Source organism: Pseudomonas sp. AF32 (assembly GCF_022342325.2).
In the GTDB taxonomy this organism is placed as follows: domain Bacteria; phylum Pseudomonadota; class Gammaproteobacteria; order Pseudomonadales; family Pseudomonadaceae; genus Aquipseudomonas; species Aquipseudomonas uvaldensis.
Genome location: NZ_RQJK02000003.1, coordinates 1 through 19,098, shown reverse-complemented (window position 1 = coordinate 19,098; position 19,098 = coordinate 1). Strand labels below are relative to the sequence as shown.

The following is a 19,098-nucleotide window of genomic DNA, read 5'->3' as shown; positions in this document are numbered from 1 at the left end:
CTGGCGCACTTTCTTATACTCATGTTGAGCCCCTGTGGGAGCGAGCTTGCTCGCGATAGCGCTGGGTCAGCTTGCATCAATGCTGGATGTGTCGCCGCCATCGCGAGCAAGCTCGCTCCCACATTTGAACTGCGGTCATCAAGACCGGGCCGGATATGGGACAATACCCGCCACTTTTTGAACCCTCCCGAATCGACCCGCCCATGACCGCCCCCCGCACACCCAAACCTGCACGCAAGAAGCCCGCTCCCGCCCCCGCAGCTGCGCGTGAAAAGGCCAGCCTGCACCCACGCAACCGCCACCAGGGTCGCTATGATTTCCCGGCACTGATCAAGAGCACGCCGGAACTGGCCAAGTTCGTGATCATCAACCCGTATGGCAAGGAAAGCATCGACTTCGCCAGCCCCGAGGCGGTGCGTGTGTTCAACCGAGCGCTACTCAAGTCCTTCTATGGCATCGCCCATTGGGACATTCCAACCGACTACCTGTGCCCTCCCGTACCTGGCCGCGCAGACTATGTGCATTTCCTTGCCGACCTGCTCGCCAGCCACAACGAGGGGGAGATTCCGCGGGGTGCGGCAGTGAAGGTGTTGGACATCGGCACCGGCGCCAACTGCGTATATCCGCTGATTGGCTACAGCGATTACCGCTGGCATTTTCTGGGTTCGGACATCGATCCGACAGCCATCGCCTCGGCCAAGGCGATCGTCCAATCAAATGGGTTGAACAAGGCTATCCAACTGCGCCAGCAGGCCGATCGCAAGCAAATCCTGTTGGGGCTGCTGGACGAAACCGAGCGGTTCGACCTGACGATGTGCAATCCACCCTTCCACGCGTCTCTGGAGGAAGCTACCAAGGGCAGCCAGCGTAAATGGCGCGCCTTGGGCAAGGCCGATCCGAAACGCAAGCTGCCGGTGCTGAACTTCGGCGGTCAGGCGGCCGAGCTGTGGTGCGAGGGCGGGGAAGCCCGCTTCGTGACGCAATTGATCGCCGAGAGCGCACAGGTCGCCCGACAGGTGCTGTGGTTCAGCACACTGGTGTCGAAGGCGTCGAACCTGCCGGCGATCCAGGCGGCCCTGAAAAAAGCCGGCGCGCAACACAGTCAGGTGGTGGAGATGTCCCAGGGGCAGAAGCAAAGCCGCTTCGTGGCCTGGACGTTCCACACCGAGGCGCAGCAGCAAGCCTGGCGGCAGGTGCGTTGGATCAGCAAGCAATGACGACCCTGATCTAAAACGATGCCCGCTGTGGGCCAGCCGGTATCAATGTTGAATGTACCGCCGTCATCGCGAGCAGGCTCGCTCCCACAGGGGGTCATGTCAGGCCGACCAGCTTTTGCAAGGCAATAAAAAACCGTGCTCGGATCGCTCCGCAGCACGGTTTTCTTTGAAACGAGGTCTTACTTGTTGATGCTGTCGTTCAGCGCTTTGGCTGGAACGAACTTGACCACTTTCTTGGCTGCGATTTCGATGGCAGCGCCAGTCGAAGGGTTGCGGCCGGTACGGGCAGGACGCTCGGTGACTTTCAGCTTGCCGATGCCTGGCAAGGTGATTTCACTGCCATTTTCCAGCTGATCAGCAACGATTTGGCTCAGCTGCTCCAGGGCGTTACGCGCAACGGCTTTCGATGCGCCGGAGCTTTCGGCGATATCATTGATCAGTTGGTCTTTAGTAAGAGCCATGTAGTGTTCCTTCCCTATCAAATTCATATGGATTGCAGTGTGCAATGTCAGCCATCGAGCCCGATTCCTCGGATCAGGCGCCCTCGGTCATCACCACGACGGGTCGGGGTAATAGATGCCAAAATCCGGGTTTGGTTCGACCTGACACATGCTGAATGCACGCTTTACGCTGTGCCTTCGCGTAAGACCGGGCAAAACTAGCACAACGCCTGTGAAATATCCGCCCTTAGCTACCCATTTGGTCAGCTTTATTGCGCTAAATCGGTAAAAAAATGCATATGGCGTGTCGGATGGGTCCGAAAGTCCCTTCGCGGCGCGCCAAAACCAGCGATTGCGGTACACTGCGGCTTTTTCGGGGAGCACGCCCTCCTCTCTTTTCAACAGCCGAGAAGCCCATGCCGATCCGCCATTGCATCGTCCACCTGATCGACAAAAAACCCGACGGCACCCCCGCAGTACTCCACGCCCGAGACTCCGAGCTGGCAGGGTCCACGGCCATCGAGAACATGCTTGCCGACCTCAACGAGAGCTACAACGCCAAGCAAGGCAAGGCCTGGGGTTTTTTCCATGCCGAGTCCGGGGCGCATCCGTTCAGCGGCTGGCTGAAGGAGTACCTGGACGGTGGCAAGGATTTCACGGCGTTCAGCCGCGTGGCGGTGGAACACCTGCAGAAGCTGATGGAAGAGTCCAACCTGTCAGTGGGCGGCCACGTGTTGTTCGCCCATTATCAACAGGGTATGACCGACTACCTGGCGATCGCCCTGCTGCACCACAGCGAAGGCGTGGCGGTGACCGATGAACTGGACGTCACCCCGTCCCGTCACCTGGACCTGGGCCAGTTGCACCTGGCGGCGCGGATCAACGTGTCGGAGTGGCAGAACAATAAGCAATCCAGGCAGTACATTTCCTTCATCAAGGGCAAGAACGGCAAGAAGGTTTCGGAGTACTTCCGCGACTTCATCGGCTGCCAGGAAGGCGTCGACGGCCCCGGCGAGACTCGCACGTTACTCAAGGCCTTCAGCGACTTCGTCGAAAGCGAAGACCTGCCTGAAGACGACGCCCGGGAAAAGACCAAGGCCCTGGTGGATTACGCCAGCAGCCAGGCCAAGCTCGGCGAGCCGGTGGGCCTGGAAGAACTCTCCGGGCTGATCGACGAAGACCGTCCGAAAGCGTTCTACGATCATATCCGCAACAAGGACTACGGCCTGTCGCCCGAGATCCCGGCGGATAAACGCACCCTCAACCAGTTCCGCCGCTTCACCGGTCGTGCCGAGGGCTTGTCCATCAGCTTCGAAGCGCACCTGCTGGGTTCCAAGATCGAATATGACGAAGAAGCCGGCACATTGATCATCAAGGGGCTGCCGACGTCGTTAACGGATCAGTTGAAACGGCGAAATTGATGAACCGGACGGCCTGATACCAGTCAACCAAGCCAAAAAAGGTGAAAGCAAGCTTTGCTCCCACCGTTTTTTGACCACCGGTCAGAACTGTCAACTTCGACAGTAGCGACCGCTATAGGAAATCCATTCCTCTATTGATAGCGCCTCGGCTGGAGCATTGCCGAGGCCGTCCTGTGCCAGACAGAACTCAGATGGAGCTTATGGACATGAACGCTGCATACCACTGCCCCACTTACCGGTTTATCAAAATCACCGGCCTAGGCTTGGTACTTTTATTCATTGGGACCTATGCCGGTTTCGCCTCTGCCGCGTCCTACACGTGTGACTACTATTCTTTGCCGAACAACGTTCGCATGAAAAGCATCACCGTCAACGCAACCAGCACCACCGACGCGCTGGCACAAGCCAAAGCCAGCTTCCAGAAAGAAAGTTTTTATAACGCCCAGCAAAACTTGATTCTTTGCAATCTTTAACGGACAGCTACCCTCGTTTAACCAGCGCCCGGGTTTGAATCGCCATTTCATGAGCGACATGAGATGGCGACGCGTTCAAGTAAAGCGCGCAGATCTATTCAACCGACAGTTTGAAACCCATCCGCGGAAAGTGCACATGCACCACTCCGCCGCGCTCATCTTCACGGCGCAAGATCAGCTCTTCGCGCCCGGCAAACAGCAACGCTCCCGACACCGGATCGACGCCATAGTCGGTCGCGGCGATGGTTACCTGCTGCCCCTTTGCAAACCCGTTCGACTCATCGAACGACTCATCCGGCAACACGGCCGGCGTAGCGTTGCGGGCCACTTCCAAGGCCTCTTCAGAACTCATCGCGCTCGACGCACCATGGCCGAAAGCCAACACCCGCGCCAGCCAGGCCGAGACGGCCGGATGCGCATCCACCAATGGTGAAGTCACCGGCGTGCCTTTGAGGAACCACAGCGGATGAGCCATGGCGAAGTCGGCAATCGATGGATCGCCCAGCAGGAAATCGCCCTCTTCGCGCTGCAACTGCTGCTCTAACCGCGCCATGATCGTCGGCCACTGATGCTTGGCCTGTTCGGCAGACAGGCGCGAGGCCGAGCCACCGCTGAATAGTCCAGCGCGGTCAGCGATGAACGCCTTGATTGCCTCGGGCGATAATTTGGCGAAACGCATGGCCATCGACTCGGGCTGGAACACCAGGCTCACCGCATGCTGGAATACCACCGAATCCGCCCACGCCGCAAAGGATGCCGCGATCATTTCCCGACCTTCGGGAAACAGCGCCGGCGTGGCCTTTTCCTGCTCCAGTCGTCGAGCGATCAGGGCCGTGTCGCAATAAATATCCGCGCCGATTTGCAAAACCGGCGTCTTGCGGTAGCCGCCGGTCAATGCCGTCAGATCGGGTTTTGGCATCATTGGCGGGATATTTACCGAACGCCAGGACAGGCCTTTGAAACCCAGTAACAAGCGGGCTTTTTCGGCGAACGGGGACGTCGGGTAATGGTGGAGAATCAGTTCTGACATGGGATTGGCCACTGCAAGAATGAGGTCCTGCAGCTTAGCGCGCCACCCATGGACAAGCCTACCCGCCTGATGAAGATGTATCAGCGCGGCTGATGAAGCAACGACGCACTCGCCACCAGGCATTCCTTGGCGCTTTTCTTGAGCTTCTTGATCAAGCGCTCCTGGCGCAGGGCCTCGCCCTTGTCGCGACAGGCTTCGGTGTACACCAGCGCCACCGCCGGGCTGGAAAGAAAGAAACGTGCGCCTTTGCCACTCTGGTGTTTGGCGAAACGCCGCACAGGATCATCGCTGATGCCGCAATACAGCGAGCCATTGGCAGCCCGTACCAGATAGACGAACCAGGGCTTGCCCGGCTCGGCCATGGCTTGCACAGGCTGCGCGGAGGATGAGTCGTCGGTCGTCACGAATGCTTCTACAGGCGCGAAGGAAACAAGCCGCGATCTTATCAGCGACTGGCCTGGAACGCCCGCAGCCCTTTGAGCGCCTGGGCCCGGACGGCATTGCGCACCAGCGGCGTCCAGCCCAGTAACAGGCCTTTGGTGCCCAATGCCTGGCGGGACCAGCGCCACAAATCGAAGCTGTCGTGGTGCTCGCAGATCTTGCCGTCACGGAACACGAAGCGTGCCTGGATATCATTGACCACGGTGTTGCCGGTCTGACTGAACAGGTAGGTCGCCACCCAATGGGCACCACCGGAACGCTCATCGCTGCGCACGTTATCGAAGGTCAGGGAGAAGTCCTTGGCGCGGGTGGTGAGCATGCGCCACATATCGCCCGCATCGCGCCCGCGCAGTTCGCCGAACGCCGGATCGCTGAACACCACGTCGTCGGTGTAGCAGGCACTCATGGCTTCGGCGTCCAGGCGCTGGAAGGCCTGGTAGAACCGGGTGATCAAGGCGTTATGGGCGTCACTCATGGACAGACTCCGAAAATGTTCCTGTAGACCCGGCACAATAATCTGCCGCCACGAGGAACACTACTGTCATTCGCCATGAAAATAACATCAGCGAAGGCCGGCAACTTTCTCGCTGCTGACCCCGACATACAACGCCCGGCCTGCGCCGATGCCGGCGATGATGGCACCCAGGCCGATCAGGCCGAAAATCCAGCCCAGGGCACTCCATCCACCGGTCCAGTCGTGCACCACGCCCACGGCGAACGGCCCCAGCGATGCCAGCGTGTAGCCAAAGCCCTGGGCCATGCTGGAAAGATTCGCAGCCACATGGGCGTCCCGTGAGCGCAGCACGATCAGCGTAAGCGCCAGGCTGAACGTCGCGCCCTGCCCCAGGCCGAGCAGGATCGCCCAACCCCACAAACCTTCGAGGGGTGCGTAGAGGCAGCCAAACAGCCCTCCGAGCACCATGAGCATGACCATGACAATGGCCAGCCGCTGGTCCTTGCCGCGGGTCGCCAGCCAGGGTGCGGCCAGCGAGCTGACCAACTGGACGATGACCGAGCCCGACAGCACCAGCCCGGCCTGGGTCGGGGTCAGGCCACGGCCGATGAGAATCGACGGCAGCCAACCGAACACGATATAGGCCAGGGACGATTGCAGCCCCATGTACAACGTCACTTGCCAGGCCAACGGATCACGCAACAGGCCGCGCACCCGATAGGCCGCCTGATGGGCGCCCTGCTTCTGGCCCACCTGGGGCAACCAGCACACTACCGCCAACAACGCCGGCACCATCCAGAACCCCAGGCCCAGGTTCCAACTGTGGTTCAACTGCTCGCTCATCGGCACCGTCGCCCCGGCAGCCATCGCGGCGCCCAGGCACAACGCCATGGTGTAGACGCCGGTCATGGTGCCAGCTTGCCGGGCGAAGTCGCGCTTGACGATGCCCGGCAACAGTACGCCGATCACGCCAATACTGGCGCCGGCCAGGATGCTGCCGGCGAACAGTCCCACCTGGCCGAACGAACTGCGCAGGGCGATCCCGCCAGCAAGCGTCAATAAAATTCCCAGCACCACACGCTCGGCACCGAAGCGCCGCGCCAGCACCGGGGCCAGCGGCGCGAACAGGCCGAGGCAAAGCACCGGCAGCGTCGTCAGCAAACCGGCCTGGGCGGCTGACAGGCCGAGGCTTTTCGAGACCTCGCTGAGCAACGGCGCCATGCTCGACAGCGCCGGACGCAGGTTCAGCGCCACCAGAATCAACCCGAGCAGCAACAACCAGGGCCGCTGCACCTGCGGATGCACCTGGACCTGCTCGTCATCGGCTTCGGCATCGATCAACAGTTCTTCGAGTTCGGCAGCGCGCTTGGGCGCCGTCGAGGCAGTGTGGTCATGCAAATCGCGGGACATGGAAAACTCTGGGGCTTGAAGGCAACCGCATGGCAATACCAAGCGGTGATGCACCGTTGCAGGCGTTGAACCGCTCCAGCAGCTGGCCGGCCAGCGCTGAGGAAGCGGAGAAGTATCAGACATGAGGCTCGTTCTTTCACCCGATCAAGGGATGAAATTTCTGACATGTTAGTCAGGTTCTTCTGAGCGAACAAGGGCCTAGGGTTGGAAGGCAGCAAAAGGAGCATCATTTTTAGATTGGCAAAACTACCCAATAAGGGTAATTTCTAAAACAAGGCATCGATTTCTTATGGAAAAGAACACACCCCATTACGACCTGGCGGTGGTCAAGGCAGAAGTGATCAGGTTAGGAAACAAGGCCTTCACGCTGAGCGCATGGGAAGGCGCCCGGAAAATGGGTTTGAACCTGACTCGGATGCTGCGAATCGTCGAAGGGCTGGCCCCCCGGATGCTTCACAAATCGATGACCACCTATGCCGATCACCGAATCTGGCAGGACGTTTACCACACGACATTTCAGGACCTGGAGATCTACATCAAGGTGACGTACCGCCCCGGCGGTGGACACCCTGTAGTCTCCTTCAAGGAGAAAAACCTATGAAAAAACAACAATGCGTCAGCTGCGGCACCCAGGATGCAATGCACCACTTCGAAGGCCGTAGCTTTACCGTCGACTACAAGCAGGTGGCGCGGCAGGTGCACGACATCTCCGGGTGGGAATGCCGGGCCTGCGGCGAGATCGAATTCGATCATGACACCGACAGCGCACAACGCTACGCCAAGGCCAGCGATCAATTGCTCGAAGACTGTGTCCAAGCCGTGGCCGCCGAGATCAAGCGTATCCGCCGCAAACTGCATCTCACACAGAAAGAGGCCGTCAAGCTGCTGTCCGGCGGTGGGCACAATGCCTTTTCCCGCTACGAGCGAGGGGAAGTGTCCCCACCCCAGCCGTTGCTCACGCTGATGCGCCTGCTGGATCGTCACCCCCATCTGCTGGCCGAGATCCAGGTGTTGAACGAAGGGGCCGACTTGCGTCAATTGCTGCTTGAACGTCACCCGGAACGGGAAACCGTGTTGGCGCCTTGAAGCGAAACATGAAAAAAAACCCGGACGAGTCCGGGTTTATTTTTCATGACCTGCCGATCAATGCAGGATCTGGCTCAGGAACAGCTTGGTCCGATCGCTCTGCGGGTTGTCGAAGAAGTCGTTCGGCGCGGCCTGCTCGACGATTTCGCCCTTGTCCATGAAAATCACGCGATTGGCCACGGTGCGGGCGAAGCCCATTTCGTGGGTCACGCACAACATGGTCATGCCGTCTTCGGCCAGGCCGATCATGGTGTCGAGTACTTCTTTCACCATTTCCGGGTCCAGCGCCGAAGTCGGCTCGTCGAACAGCATGATTTTCGGCTTCATGCACAGGGCACGGGCAATGGCCACGCGCTGTTGCTGACCACCGGAGAGCTGGCCCGGGTACTTGTGCGCCTGCTCTGGAATGCGTACGCGTTCCAGGTAATGCATGGCGATTTCCTCGGCCTTGCGCTTGGGCATCTTGCGTACCCACATCGGCGCCAGGGTGCAGTTCTGCAGAATGGTCAGATGCGGGAACAGGTTGAAGTGCTGGAACACCATGCCGACTTCGCGGCGGATCGCTTCGATCTGCTTGAGGTCGTTGGTCAGCTCCACACCATCGACCACGATGCGGCCCTGCTGGTGCTCTTCCAGACGGTTGAGGCAGCGAATGGTGGTGGACTTGCCCGAACCCGACGGACCGCACAGCACGATACGCTCGCCCTGGGTGACGTTCAGGTTGATGTCTTTCAACACGTGGAACTGGCCGTACCACTTGTTCACGCCCTGCATCTGAATAATGCCTTCAGGGCCCACAGGCTTTTTGATTGCTTCACTCATGAGTCAACTCCTAACGCTTGTGGCCTGTGTCGAGCTTGCGTTCCAGATGCATGGAATAGCGCGACATACCAAAACAGAAAATCCAGAACACCAGGGCGGCGAATACATAGCCTTCAGTGGCCATGCCCAGCCATTTGGGGTCGGCGGCAGCTTGCTTCACGCTGTTGAGCAGGTCGAACAGGCCGATGATGATCACCAGGCTGGTGTCCTTGAACAACGCAATGAAAGTGTTGACGATCCCCGGGATCACCAGCTTCAGGGCTTGCGGCAGAATCACCAGGCCCATACTGCGCCAGTAACCCAGGCCCATCGCCGCGGCCGCTTCGTATTGCCCTTTGGGAATGGCTTGCAGACCACCACGCACCACTTCGGCGATGTAGGCGGACTGGAACAGGATCACCCCGATCAGCGCCCGCAGCAGCTTGTCGAAGTTCATGCCCTCGGGCAGGAACAACGGCAGCATCACCGACGACATGAACAGCACCGTGATCAACGGCACGCCACGCCAGAACTCGATGAACGTCACGCAGACGACGCGGATCGCCGGCAGGTTCGAACGCCGGCCCAGGGCCAGGACGATGCCCAGCGGCAGGGCGCCAACGATACCGACCGTGGCAATCACCAGGGTCAGCATCAGGCCGCCCCACTGGCTGGTCGCCACGGTATCCAGGCCAAGCACGCCACCGTGCAACAGGCACCAGGCAATGATCGGGTACAGCACCAGAAAGCTCAGGCCGTAGATCGCCTTGCGCGGGAAGCGCGAGATGAACAACGGCGCCACGCCGATCACCGCCAGCCACACAGTCAGGTCCACGCGCCAGCGCAGTTCCGTCGGGTAGTAGCCGTACATGAACTGACCGAAACGCTGCTGGATGAACACCCAGCAGGCGCCTTCCTTGGTGCAGTCTGCGCGGGTGGTACCGACCCAGTTCGCATCCAGGATCGCCCAGTTCAGCAGCGGTGGGATAATCAGGTAGATCAGGTAGAACGCAAACAGGGTCAGCAGCGTGTTGATCCAGCTGGAGAACATGTTTGCGCGCATCCATGCCACCACGCCGATGCTACTGCTCGGTGGAGGCATGTCAGGTTTGAAAGTATGGGATGTCATGCGCGTTTCCTCACCGCTCGATCAGCGCAATGCGCTTGTTGTACCAGTTCATCAGCAAGGAAATGCTGATACTGATCGCCAGGTACACGCTCATGGTGATCGCGATCACCTCGATGGCCTGGCCGGTCTGGTTCAACACCGTGCCGGCGAACAACGACACCATTTCCGGGTAACCGATACCGGCTGCCAGGGAAGAGTTTTTCGCCAGGTTCAGGTATTGGCTGGTCAGCGGCGGGATGATCACCCGCAGGGCCTGCGGAATGATCACCTTGCGCAGCGTCGGACCGTTGCGCAGCCCCAGGGAGCGAGCCGCTTCGGTCTGACCATGGCTGACCGACTTGATGCCCGACCGCACGATCTCGGCGATGAACGCCGCGGTGTACACCGTCAGTGCCAGGGTCAAGGCCAGCAGTTCGGGAATCAGCACCCAGCCGCCAACAAAGTTGAAGCCCTTGAGCTGAGGAACTTCCCAGTGCACCGGGGCACCGAACAACAGCACGCACAGCGCCGGAATGGCCAGGAACAAGGCCAGGCCGACCCAGAACTTGTGAAACGGTTCGCCGGTTTCCTCAAAGCGCTTGGTGGCCCAACGGCTCATCAGCACGATGGCGACAATCGCCAGCACGATGCTGATCACGAACGGCCAGAACCCGTCGGTCACCAGTGCCGCCGGCATGTTCAGGCCCCGGCTGCTGACAAAGAAGGTGTCGCCGATATTGTGAGCGGCACGCGGTCCCGGCATGCTCAGGAAGACTGCAAAATACCAGAACAGGATTTGCAGCAGCGGCGGAATGTTACGGAAAACCTCGACATAAACGGTTGCCAGCTTGGAGATGATCCAGTTCTGCGACAAGCGGGCCACGCCGATGATGAACCCCAGGATGGTTGCCAGTATGACGCCGATGAACGTCACCAGCAGTGTGTTGAGCAACCCGATGACAAAGACGCGGGCATAACTGTCCGCCTCGGTGTAATCGATCAGGTGTTGAGCGATGCCGAACCCGGCACTGCGCTCCAGGAAGCCGAAACCGGAGGTAATGCCCCGGTGCTGAAGGTTGGTCTGTGTGTTATCGAACAGATACCAGCCCAGCGAAATAACCGCCACGACCGTGACGATCTGAAATACCCACGCACGCACTCGTGGATCGCTGAGGCTGAGCCTCTGCTTAGGTGCGCCGACTGAATTTTGCATGAAGTGCCCCGCAAGAAATGGAACAGAACATCACCCGGTGGTTGGCCCACCGGGTGATAGAACCATCAGCGCACTGGTGGTGCGTATTGGATGCCGCCAGCGTTCCACAGCGCGTTCAGGCCGCGATCGATTTCCAGCGGAGTGCTCTTGCCGAGGTTGCGCTCGAACATTTCACCGTAGTTGCCGACTTGCTTGACGATCTGAACGACCCAGTCTTTCGGCAGTTTCAGGTCCTTGCCGTATTCACCGTCGGCGCCCAGCATACGAGCGACGTCAGGGTTTTTGGTGGACTTGGCTTCAGCCTCGACGTTCTTCGACGTCACGCCAGCTTCTTCAGCGTTGAGCAGGGCGTAGCCGGTCCAGCGCACGATGGCCAGCCACTCGTCGTCGCCATTACGCACGACCGGGCCCAGGGGCTCCTTGGAAATGGTTTCCGGCAGCACCACGTAGTCCTTCGGCGAGGCCAGCTTGCTGCGCTGGGCGAACAGTTGGGACTTGTCGGAGGTCAGCACGTCGCAACGACCGGATTCCAGCGACTTGGCGCTTTCATCGGAAGTGTCGAAGGTGATCGGGGTGTACTTCAGACCATTGGCGCGGAAGTAGTCGGAAACGTTCAGCTCGGTGGTGGTACCGGCCTGGATGCAGATGGTCGCACCGTCCAGTTCCTTGGCGCTCTTGACGCCCAGCTTGCTGTTGGCCAGGAAACCGATGCCATCGTAATAAGTAATGAAGCCCGGGAATTTCAGGCCCATGCCCGCGTCACGGGAACTGGTCATGGTGGAGTTGCGCGAGAGCACGTCGATTTCGCCGGACTGCAGCGCGGTGAAGCGCTCCTTGGCGTTCAACTGGCTGAACTTGACCTTGGTCGCGTCGCCAAATACCGCGGCGGCCACGGCACGGCAGAAGTCAGCATCGATACCGACAATCTTGCCGCTGGAATCAGGCACCGAGAAACCCGGCAGGCCATCACTCACGCCGCAGCGCACTTCGCCTCGTTTCTTCACGGCGTCCAGGGTTGCACCCGCCTGTGCGAACCCGCTGACACCGAGCACTGCTGCTGCGGTCACGACAGCCAGGGTGGATTTCAGTAACTTCATTCAAACCTCCAGTTTTGCTCTTGTTGTGTCGGAGCTCGAGCCCTGTCGCACCCTTTTGGGGCATTGCCGACCCTTGTTGGCTTTTTCTAGGGTCAACCGACGTCTGGACCTTCGCTATGAGTCTATTGATGAGATGCCCGCAATCAGGCGGCCATGCTCATTTCTCACCAATCGGCCGAACGGGCTGTAGCCCTTCACGTTCGCGAAGCCCGTAGCGGCTATTGGCGAACATCCATCACCGGATTTCTGATATCCCATGCGTCGCGTCGAACTGATAGTGTTACCGCGTAGCGTAAGAATCATCACTCAGCTACCCCATAGCAAAGCCCGTACCAGAGCGCTGCGCTTGGCCCTTGTAAAAGTCGTCAAGACAAAAACTTTCAACTTTGCGACATCTAATTAACTGAGGCACCGGACTTGCACCGCAATCACGCACTGATTGGGCGCACCCGCACAGATTTGGAGCACGACCATGACCGACCCCTTGATTCTCGAGCCCAGCGGCACTGCCGATGCGTGTGTTATCTGGCTCCACGGCCTGGGTGCCGATCGTTTTGATTTCCTGCCGGTAGCCGAAATGCTGCAGCAAAGTCTGCTCACCACACGTTTCGTTCTACCCCAGGCACCGACCCAACCGGTAACGATCAACGGCGGCTATGCCATGCCCAGCTGGTACGACATCCGGGCGCTGAGCCCCGCGCGCGCTATTGACGAACAACAGTTGGAAGCGTCGGCGCAGCGGGTCATCGACCTGGTCGAAACCCAGCGAGCCAGCGGAATAGACGCCTCGCGGATTTTCCTGGCGGGCTTCTCCCAAGGCGGCGCGGTGGTCTATCACACGGCATTCCTGAAATGGCAGGGGCCATTGGGAGGCGTGATCGCACTGTCTACTTATGCACCGACGTTCAGCGAGCAGTTACAGTTGTCGGCCAGCCAGCAACGCATTCCTGTCCTGGCACTGCATGGACAGTACGACGAAGTGGTGCTCAACCCCATGGGGCGGACCGCGAAGGAGTATCTGAAACAGCATGGTGTCACCGTGACATGGCAGGAATACCCAATGGGACATGAAGTGTTACCCGAAGAGATTCGCGACATCGGCACCTGGCTGACGGAGCGATTGCGCTGAGGGGCAGTTCACCATGCCCGGCTGTTGATGACACACTACGCCGCGCCCGTTTCTTGCATTACACTGGCCGGCGTACATTCCTTAACCAATCGATGAGATGACCGTGCTCAAAGCACTCAAGAAGATGTTCGGTAAAAGCGAGGCCGAGCAGCTCGCACCCAGCGCTCCCGTCCCCGGCCCGAGCCGCACCGAGGCGCCACAGCAATCGCGTCGGCCCGCACCTGTTGCAGAGGCGAAAGAGCCCACAGCCCAGCCTGTCACCGCCAAGGCACCGCAAAAGCCACGCAGCGAATCCTCCAAGCCACGCCGTGAACGCGCGCCCAAGCCGCCGGCCGTCGCGTGGAAGCTCGAGGACTTTGTCGTAGAACCTCAGGAAGGCAAGACGCGTTTCCATGATTTCAAGCTCGCCCCGGAACTGATGCATGCCATCCAGGACCTCGGCTTCCCCTACTGCACGCCGATCCAGGCGCAGGTGCTGGGTTATACCCTGGCGGGCAAGGACGCGATCGGTCGTGCCCAGACCGGCACCGGCAAGACCGCCGCGTTCCTGATTTCCACCATCACCCAACTGCTGCAGACGCCTCCGCCCAAGGAGCGCTACATGGGTGAGCCGAGAGCCTTGATCATCGCCCCGACCCGTGAACTGGTAGTGCAGATCGCCAAGGACGCCGTCGACCTGACCAAGTACACCGGCCTCAATGTCATGACCTTCGTCGGCGGCATGGACTTCGACAAACAGCTCAAGCAGCTTGAAGCCCGTCACTGCGACATCCTGGTCGCGACGCCGGGCCGCCTGCTGGATTTCAACCAGCGCGGCGATGTGCACCTGGACATGGTCGAAGTGATGGTGCTGGACGAAGCCGACCGCATGCTCGACATGGGCTTCATCCCGCAGGTTCGCCAGATCATTCGCCAGACGCCACCGAAAAGCGAACGCCAGACATTGCTGTTCTCCGCCACCTTCACCGACGACGTGATGAACCTCGCCAAGCAATGGACCACCGACCCGGCCATCGTCGAAATCGAAGCCGAGAACGTCGCCAGTGAAAACGTCGAGCAACACATCTATGCAGTAGCCAGCGCCGACAAATACAAGCTGCTCTACAACCTGGTCAACGACAACGGTTGGGAGCGGGTGATGGTGTTTGCCAACCGCAAGGACGAGGTGCGACGCATCGAGGAGCGCCTGGTACGCGATGGCGTCAATGCGGCGCAACTGTCGGGCGACGTGCCACAGCACAAGCGCATCAAGACGCTGGAAGGCTTTCGCGAAGGCAAGATCCGCGTGCTGGTGGCGACCGATGTCGCCGGTCGCGGCATTCACATCGATGGCATCAGCCATGTGATCAACTTCACCCTGCCGGAAGTCCCGGACGACTACGTGCACCGCATCGGTCGTACCGGTCGCGCAGGCGCCGAAGGCGTGTCCATCAGCTTCGCCGGTGAGGACGACTCCTATCAGCTCCCGTCCATCGAGGCGTTGTTGGGTCGCAAAATCAGCTGCGAAATGCCGCCGACCCACCTGCTGCGACCGATTGAACGCAAGCGCCCCTGACGCTCGCCGCATGCCCCAAAAAAGCGCAGCCACGACGGCTGCGTTTTTTTTCGCCTGGAATGTTGCCCGATTAAACTAAAAGTCCATAATGGACAAATTAGTTTAACTAACACTCTGGAGTCCACGATGCCCAGCACACCCGTTGTGATGACCCACGCCCAGGCCCGAGAACTGCTTGTACACGTCGATGTACCGCAAATCCTGCGCAAGCTGTTCCGTGACCTCGCCGCCGGGCTGGCGGTCCAACCGCCCCAACAGTTGGTTGTGTTTCCCAAGGGCGCCGGGGATTTCATCAATTATCTGGGCGTGTTGTCAGAAGATCAGGTGTATGGGGTCAAGACCTCGCCCTATATCGTCGGCGAACAAGGTCCGTTGGTCACCGCCTGGACCTTGCTGATGTCGATGCAGACCGGGCAGCCGCTACTGCTGTGCGATGCCGCCGAGCTGACAACTGCCCGCACCGCCGCCACCACGGCCGTCGCGGTCGATGCCCTCGCCCCGAGGCAGGCTCGGCGCCTGGCTGTCATCGGCAGCGGCGCGGTGGCGCGGGCTCATGTGCGTTACGTTCAGGGACTGCGGGACTGGGAAGGCATACGCCTTTACTCGCCGGGCCTGAAAACGAAAACAGCGCAGGAGATGAGTTTGATCGCTGATTTGGACCCACGCCTGGAAATTGCCGACTCTCTGGAAGCGGCGGTGCGTGACGCCGATGTGGTGATGCTCTGCACCTCCTCGGCCAATGCGGTGCTCGATCCGAGGACTCTGGGAAAACCGGCACTGATCACCTCCATCAGCACCAACGCCCCGCGCGCCCATGAAGTGCCGCCGCAAAGCCTCAATGACATGGATGTGTTCTGCGACTATCGTCAGACCACGCCGGGTTCGGCCGGAGAAATGCTGATCGCCGGCGAGCAGCATGGCTGGGATGCATCGCACATCGTTGGCGACTTGCCGCAGCTGATCAGCGAACGGGCTGCGCGTCCGAACTATGAACGCCATGTGTTCTTCCGCTCCATCGGCCTGGGACTGGAGGATGTTGCGCTGGCGAATGCGCTTTACCGACTTCACAACTGAAACGCCACAGCCCCCCTGTGGGAGCGAGCCTGCTCGCGATAGCCGTGTGTCAGCCACCTGTTTTTATCTGACAGACCGCCATCGCGAGCAGGCTCGCTCCCACAAGGGGGTGGCGAAAACTCCCGGCAACGCGCTCCACAGGAGAGCTTCATGACCCCAGCAGATTTCATCATCATCGGTGGCGGTATCGCCGGTGCCTCCACCGGCTACTGGCTCGCGCCCCACGGCCGGGTCATCGTGCTCGAACGCGAATCCCACCCGGCCTATCACTCCACCGGACGCTCGGCGGCTCTGTATACCGCAGCCTATGGCACCCCTCAGGTACGGGCACTGACCCAGGCCAGCCGCGACTTCTTCGATGCGCCGCCGCCCGGGTTCTGCGAACACCCCTTGCTCACTCCGCGGGGCGAAATGACCGTGGACTTCACCGGCGATCCGGCCGAACTGAACAATCAGTACCTCAGTGCCAAGGCCACGGTGCCGCAGATACAACTGCTCAGCGCCGAAGAAGCCTGCGTGCGACTGCCGATCCTACGCCGGGAAAAAGTCCACGGTGCCATTTATGACTCGACCGCCGCCGACATCGACACCGATGCACTGCACCAGGGCTACCTGCGCGGTATACGCCGCAGCGGTGGTGAAGTGCACACCGACAGCGAGGTGCTGGACCTGTGTCGCGACGCCCAGGGGATGTGGCAGGTGCGAACCGCGAACCGGACCTTTACGACGCCCGTGCTGATCAACGCGGCCGGGGCCTGGGCCGACGAGATCGGACAGATGGCCGGCGCCCCCAAACTGGGCCTGCAACCCAAGCGCCGCGCGGCGTTCATCTTCGCCGGCCCCGAAGGCATGGACATTCATGATTGGCCGATGCTGGTGAGTCTGGACGAATCTTTTTACATGAAACCCGATGCCGGCATGTTCCTAGGCTCGCCGGCGAACGCCGACCCGGTGGAGCCCCACGATGTGCAGCCCGAAGAGCTGGACATCGCCATGGGTATCTACCAGATCGAAGAGGCCACCACGCTGACCATCCGCCGTCCGACTCGCACCTGGGCCGGATTGCGCAGTTTTGTGCACGATGGAGACCTGATCAGTGGTTTCGACCCGAAGGTGCCTGGCCTGTTCTGGGTCGCGGCCCAGGGCGGCTACGGCATCCAGACCTCCCCCGCCATGGGCCAGGCCAGCGCGGCCCTGGTACGCGGCGAACCGCTGCCGGAGGCCCTGGCCCGGTTCGGCCTCGACAGCGCGATGTTGTCACCCTCGCGCCTGGGATGATCCTCCTTGAGGTGACGCATCGCCACGATTGCGGCAAACTCCCAGCGCCCCTGTTTCACGGGGCGCTGACGCTGCCTGGAGCCCTGTCATGAACGCCCCGCAAACCGATCCGGCGCTGGATAACTTCCGCGTCATCGCCGACGCCATTGCCACGCTGTTCTACCCCCACGCCGAAGTCGTGCTGCATGACCTGCGCACGCAGAAGGTCGATTACATCGCCAATAACCTGTCCAAACGCGAGATTGGCGATGAGTCGGCCCTGGAGGACATGCTCAGCGAAGACGTCAGCGAACGTAACATCGGGCCGTACGAAAAGCTCAATTGGGACGGACAGAAGATCCGCAGCCTCAGCAGCGTCCTGCGCGACGCCGACGGACAGCCGCTGGCGGTGCTGTGCATCAACCTGAATATTTCGCTGTTCGAGAATGCCAAGGCCGCGTTGGACCTGTTTCTGTCGCCGGGCAAATTGATTCCCCAGCCGGACTCACTGTTTCGCGACGACTGGCAGGAACGGATCAACACCTTCCTGCACGCCTGGATGCGCGAGCGTCAATTGAGCCTGAACCTGCTGACCCGCGACCATAAGCGCGAGCTGGTCCTGGCGCTTCACGCCGAGGGCGCCTTCAAGGGCAAAAGCGCATCCAACTATGTGGCCAATGTACTGAACATGGGGCGGGCGACGGTTTACAAGCATTTGAAGGAGTTGAAGGGCTAGGTTTTGTGTTGCCTGACTTGACGCCATCGCGAGCAGGCTCGCTCCCACTAGGGATCTGCGTTGCACACAGGACATTGTGCTCCACGCGTTTCCTTGTGGGAGCGAGCCTGCTCGCGATAGCGGTTAGTCAGTCGCCGTAGATATCCGACTTGAAATACCTGGCCTGAATCTTCTGATACTCGCCACTGGCCCGAATCCCATCGATGGCCTTGTTCAAATCCGCCACCAGTTGGCTGTTACCCTTGCGCACCGCAATGCCGGCGCCTTCACCGACGTATTTCGGATCCTTGAGTTCCGGGCCGACAAAGGCATAACCCTTGCCACGAGGCATCGACAGGAAGTCCTCCAGCGGGATGGTGTCGGCGAATATCGCATCCAGGCGACCGGACGCCAGGTCCATGTAGATTTCCTCGTTGTTGCTGTAGCGCTTGATGATCACGCCCTTGGGTTCAAGCACCTCAGTGGCATAGCGATCCGTAGTGGTGGCCCGTTGTACGCCTACGGTCTTGCCTTTGAGACTGGCGTACTGGTCATCCACCACCGCGCCCTCCTTCATGACCAGCCGCGACGAGGTGAAATAGTACTTGTGGGTGAAATCCACCGATTTCTTGCGCTCTTGCGTGATAGTCATGGAGGACAGCGCCATGTCGATCTTTTTCACTTTCAACGACGGGATCAGACCGTCGAATTCTCCCTCGATCCATTCGCATTCAACCTTCATCTGCGCGCACAGTGCGTTGCCGATGTCATAGTCGAAACCCACGATTTTCCCTTCCGAGTTCTTCGAAGCAAACGGCGGATAAGCCGCTTCGATGCCGATGCGCAAGGTTTTCTCGGCGGCAAACAGGCTACTGGAGGCCAGCAGGCTCAGGGCGACGCCGGTGATGAGGGGGAGCTTCTTCATGATCGTTCTCTCGCGGGTTGTTGTTGGTTTGGCAGAGAAAAATGAGGGCGACAGCTTTATGTACTTGTAAATCCATACTGGACTTTTATGTACACATCGTCAATGAATCATACAGGGGAATTGGATGGGAGGCTGATGGCCTCATCGCGAGCAGGCTCGCTCCCACATCTATGGTCCTCTCAGTTTCTGCAATACTGAACTTGGGTGCGTGATTGGCTTGCCGCAATCTATTCGGCGTCGAAAAGTGAGATT

General features: G+C 59.9%; 20 protein-coding genes. 10 read left to right on the top strand and 10 right to left on the bottom strand.

Features of this window, described 5'->3' with window-relative positions; genetic code table 11:
- Nucleotides 1-203 precede the first annotated feature (203 nt).
- Complete coding sequence (gene rlmF / locus EGM97_RS03760; protein ID WP_238960973.1) at nucleotides 204-1,217, top strand: 23S rRNA (adenine(1618)-N(6))-methyltransferase RlmF; 1,014 nt, start codon at nucleotides 204-206, stop codon at nucleotides 1,215-1,217.
- Nucleotides 1,218-1,396: 179 nt separating this feature from the next.
- On the opposite strand, the gene EGM97_RS03755 is transcribed toward rlmF, so the two are convergent.
- Complete coding sequence (locus EGM97_RS03755) at nucleotides 1,397-1,678, bottom strand: HU family DNA-binding protein (protein ID WP_053146727.1); 282 nt, start codon at nucleotides 1,676-1,678, stop codon at nucleotides 1,397-1,399.
- A gap of 395 nt (nucleotides 1,679-2,073) precedes the next feature.
- Here EGM97_RS03755 and yejK point away from each other — a divergent pair, with 395 nt between their 5' ends.
- The gene (gene yejK / locus EGM97_RS03750; RefSeq protein ID WP_238960972.1) at nucleotides 2,074-3,078 is read left to right on the top strand and encodes a nucleoid-associated protein YejK; all 1,005 of its coding nucleotides are present in this window, start codon (nucleotides 2,074-2,076) and stop codon (nucleotides 3,076-3,078) included.
- A 206-nt stretch (nucleotides 3,079-3,284) separates the two neighbouring features.
- Nucleotides 3,285-3,551 carry a hypothetical protein gene (locus EGM97_RS03745; RefSeq protein WP_238960971.1) on the top strand — a complete coding sequence of 89 codons (267 nt, stop codon included), beginning with the start codon at nucleotides 3,285-3,287 and terminating at the stop codon, nucleotides 3,549-3,551.
- 94 nt (nucleotides 3,552-3,645) lie between these two features.
- Here EGM97_RS03745 and EGM97_RS03740 read toward each other — a convergent pair whose 3' ends face one another.
- The 4 genes from EGM97_RS03740 to EGM97_RS03725 form a co-directional block, all read right to left on the bottom strand.
- A complete protein-coding gene (locus tag EGM97_RS03740; RefSeq protein ID WP_238960970.1) occupies nucleotides 3,646-4,581 on the bottom strand; it encodes a glutathione S-transferase family protein in 936 nt (311 codons plus the stop codon).
- 80 nt (nucleotides 4,582-4,661) lie between these two features.
- Nucleotides 4,662-4,943 carry a GIY-YIG nuclease family protein gene (locus EGM97_RS03735; protein WP_238961170.1) on the bottom strand — a complete coding sequence of 94 codons (282 nt, stop codon included), beginning with the start codon at nucleotides 4,941-4,943 and terminating at the stop codon, nucleotides 4,662-4,664.
- 83 nt (nucleotides 4,944-5,026) lie between these two features.
- Nucleotides 5,027-5,497: a nuclear transport factor 2 family protein gene (locus EGM97_RS03730; RefSeq protein WP_238960969.1), complete on the bottom strand. Its 471-nt coding sequence runs from the start codon at nucleotides 5,495-5,497 to the stop codon at nucleotides 5,027-5,029.
- An 87-nt stretch (nucleotides 5,498-5,584) separates the two neighbouring features.
- Complete coding sequence (locus EGM97_RS03725) at nucleotides 5,585-6,886, bottom strand: CynX/NimT family MFS transporter (protein WP_238960968.1); 1,302 nt, start codon at nucleotides 6,884-6,886, stop codon at nucleotides 5,585-5,587.
- 289 nt (nucleotides 6,887-7,175) lie between these two features.
- On the opposite strand from EGM97_RS03725, the gene EGM97_RS03720 reads away from it, so the two are divergent.
- Complete coding sequence (locus EGM97_RS03720; protein ID WP_238960967.1) at nucleotides 7,176-7,487, top strand: type II toxin-antitoxin system MqsR family toxin; 312 nt, start codon at nucleotides 7,176-7,178, stop codon at nucleotides 7,485-7,487.
- Complete coding sequence (locus EGM97_RS03715; RefSeq protein WP_238960966.1) at nucleotides 7,484-7,972, top strand: type II toxin-antitoxin system MqsA family antitoxin; 489 nt, start codon at nucleotides 7,484-7,486, stop codon at nucleotides 7,970-7,972. The genes EGM97_RS03720 and EGM97_RS03715 overlap by 4 nt, the downstream gene beginning before the upstream one ends.
- A gap of 57 nt (nucleotides 7,973-8,029) precedes the next feature.
- On the opposite strand, the gene EGM97_RS03710 is transcribed toward EGM97_RS03715, so the two are convergent.
- From EGM97_RS03710 to EGM97_RS03695, 4 genes are all read right to left on the bottom strand, one after another.
- The gene (locus tag EGM97_RS03710; protein ID WP_053146708.1) at nucleotides 8,030-8,794 is read right to left on the bottom strand and encodes an amino acid ABC transporter ATP-binding protein; all 765 of its coding nucleotides are present in this window, start codon (nucleotides 8,792-8,794) and stop codon (nucleotides 8,030-8,032) included.
- Between the two features lie 10 nt (nucleotides 8,795-8,804).
- Nucleotides 8,805-9,902 carry an amino acid ABC transporter permease gene (locus EGM97_RS03705; protein ID WP_238960965.1) on the bottom strand — a complete coding sequence of 366 codons (1,098 nt, stop codon included), beginning with the start codon at nucleotides 9,900-9,902 and terminating at the stop codon, nucleotides 8,805-8,807.
- 10 nt (nucleotides 9,903-9,912) lie between these two features.
- Complete coding sequence (locus tag EGM97_RS03700) at nucleotides 9,913-11,094, bottom strand: amino acid ABC transporter permease (RefSeq protein WP_238960964.1); 1,182 nt, start codon at nucleotides 11,092-11,094, stop codon at nucleotides 9,913-9,915.
- Between the two features lie 65 nt (nucleotides 11,095-11,159).
- Complete coding sequence (locus EGM97_RS03695; protein ID WP_238960963.1) at nucleotides 11,160-12,191, bottom strand: amino acid ABC transporter substrate-binding protein; 1,032 nt, start codon at nucleotides 12,189-12,191, stop codon at nucleotides 11,160-11,162.
- Between the two features lie 472 nt (nucleotides 12,192-12,663).
- On the opposite strand from EGM97_RS03695, the gene EGM97_RS03690 reads away from it, so the two are divergent.
- From EGM97_RS03690 to EGM97_RS03670, 5 genes are all read left to right on the top strand, one after another.
- Nucleotides 12,664-13,320 carry an alpha/beta hydrolase gene (locus EGM97_RS03690; RefSeq protein WP_238960962.1) on the top strand — a complete coding sequence of 219 codons (657 nt, stop codon included), beginning with the start codon at nucleotides 12,664-12,666 and terminating at the stop codon, nucleotides 13,318-13,320.
- A gap of 97 nt (nucleotides 13,321-13,417) precedes the next feature.
- Nucleotides 13,418-14,875, top strand: coding sequence for an ATP-dependent RNA helicase RhlB (rhlB, locus tag EGM97_RS03685; protein ID WP_238960961.1), 1,458 nt, complete (start codon nucleotides 13,418-13,420; stop codon nucleotides 14,873-14,875).
- A gap of 126 nt (nucleotides 14,876-15,001) precedes the next feature.
- On the top strand, nucleotides 15,002-15,949 hold the full coding sequence (locus EGM97_RS03680) for an ornithine cyclodeaminase family protein (RefSeq protein ID WP_238960960.1): 948 nt from the start codon (nucleotides 15,002-15,004) through the stop codon (nucleotides 15,947-15,949).
- A 150-nt stretch (nucleotides 15,950-16,099) separates the two neighbouring features.
- Entirely contained in the window at nucleotides 16,100-17,227 is a 1,128-nt protein-coding gene (locus tag EGM97_RS03675) for an NAD(P)/FAD-dependent oxidoreductase (RefSeq protein WP_238960959.1), read from the top strand.
- A gap of 88 nt (nucleotides 17,228-17,315) precedes the next feature.
- Complete coding sequence (locus EGM97_RS03670; RefSeq protein ID WP_238960958.1) at nucleotides 17,316-17,942, top strand: helix-turn-helix transcriptional regulator; 627 nt, start codon at nucleotides 17,316-17,318, stop codon at nucleotides 17,940-17,942.
- 127 nt (nucleotides 17,943-18,069) lie between these two features.
- Here the strand turns inward: EGM97_RS03670 and EGM97_RS03665 are convergent, their stop codons facing one another.
- Nucleotides 18,070-18,846 carry an ABC transporter substrate-binding protein gene (locus EGM97_RS03665; protein WP_238960957.1) on the bottom strand — a complete coding sequence of 259 codons (777 nt, stop codon included), beginning with the start codon at nucleotides 18,844-18,846 and terminating at the stop codon, nucleotides 18,070-18,072.
- Nucleotides 18,847-19,098: the final 252 nt, after the last annotated feature.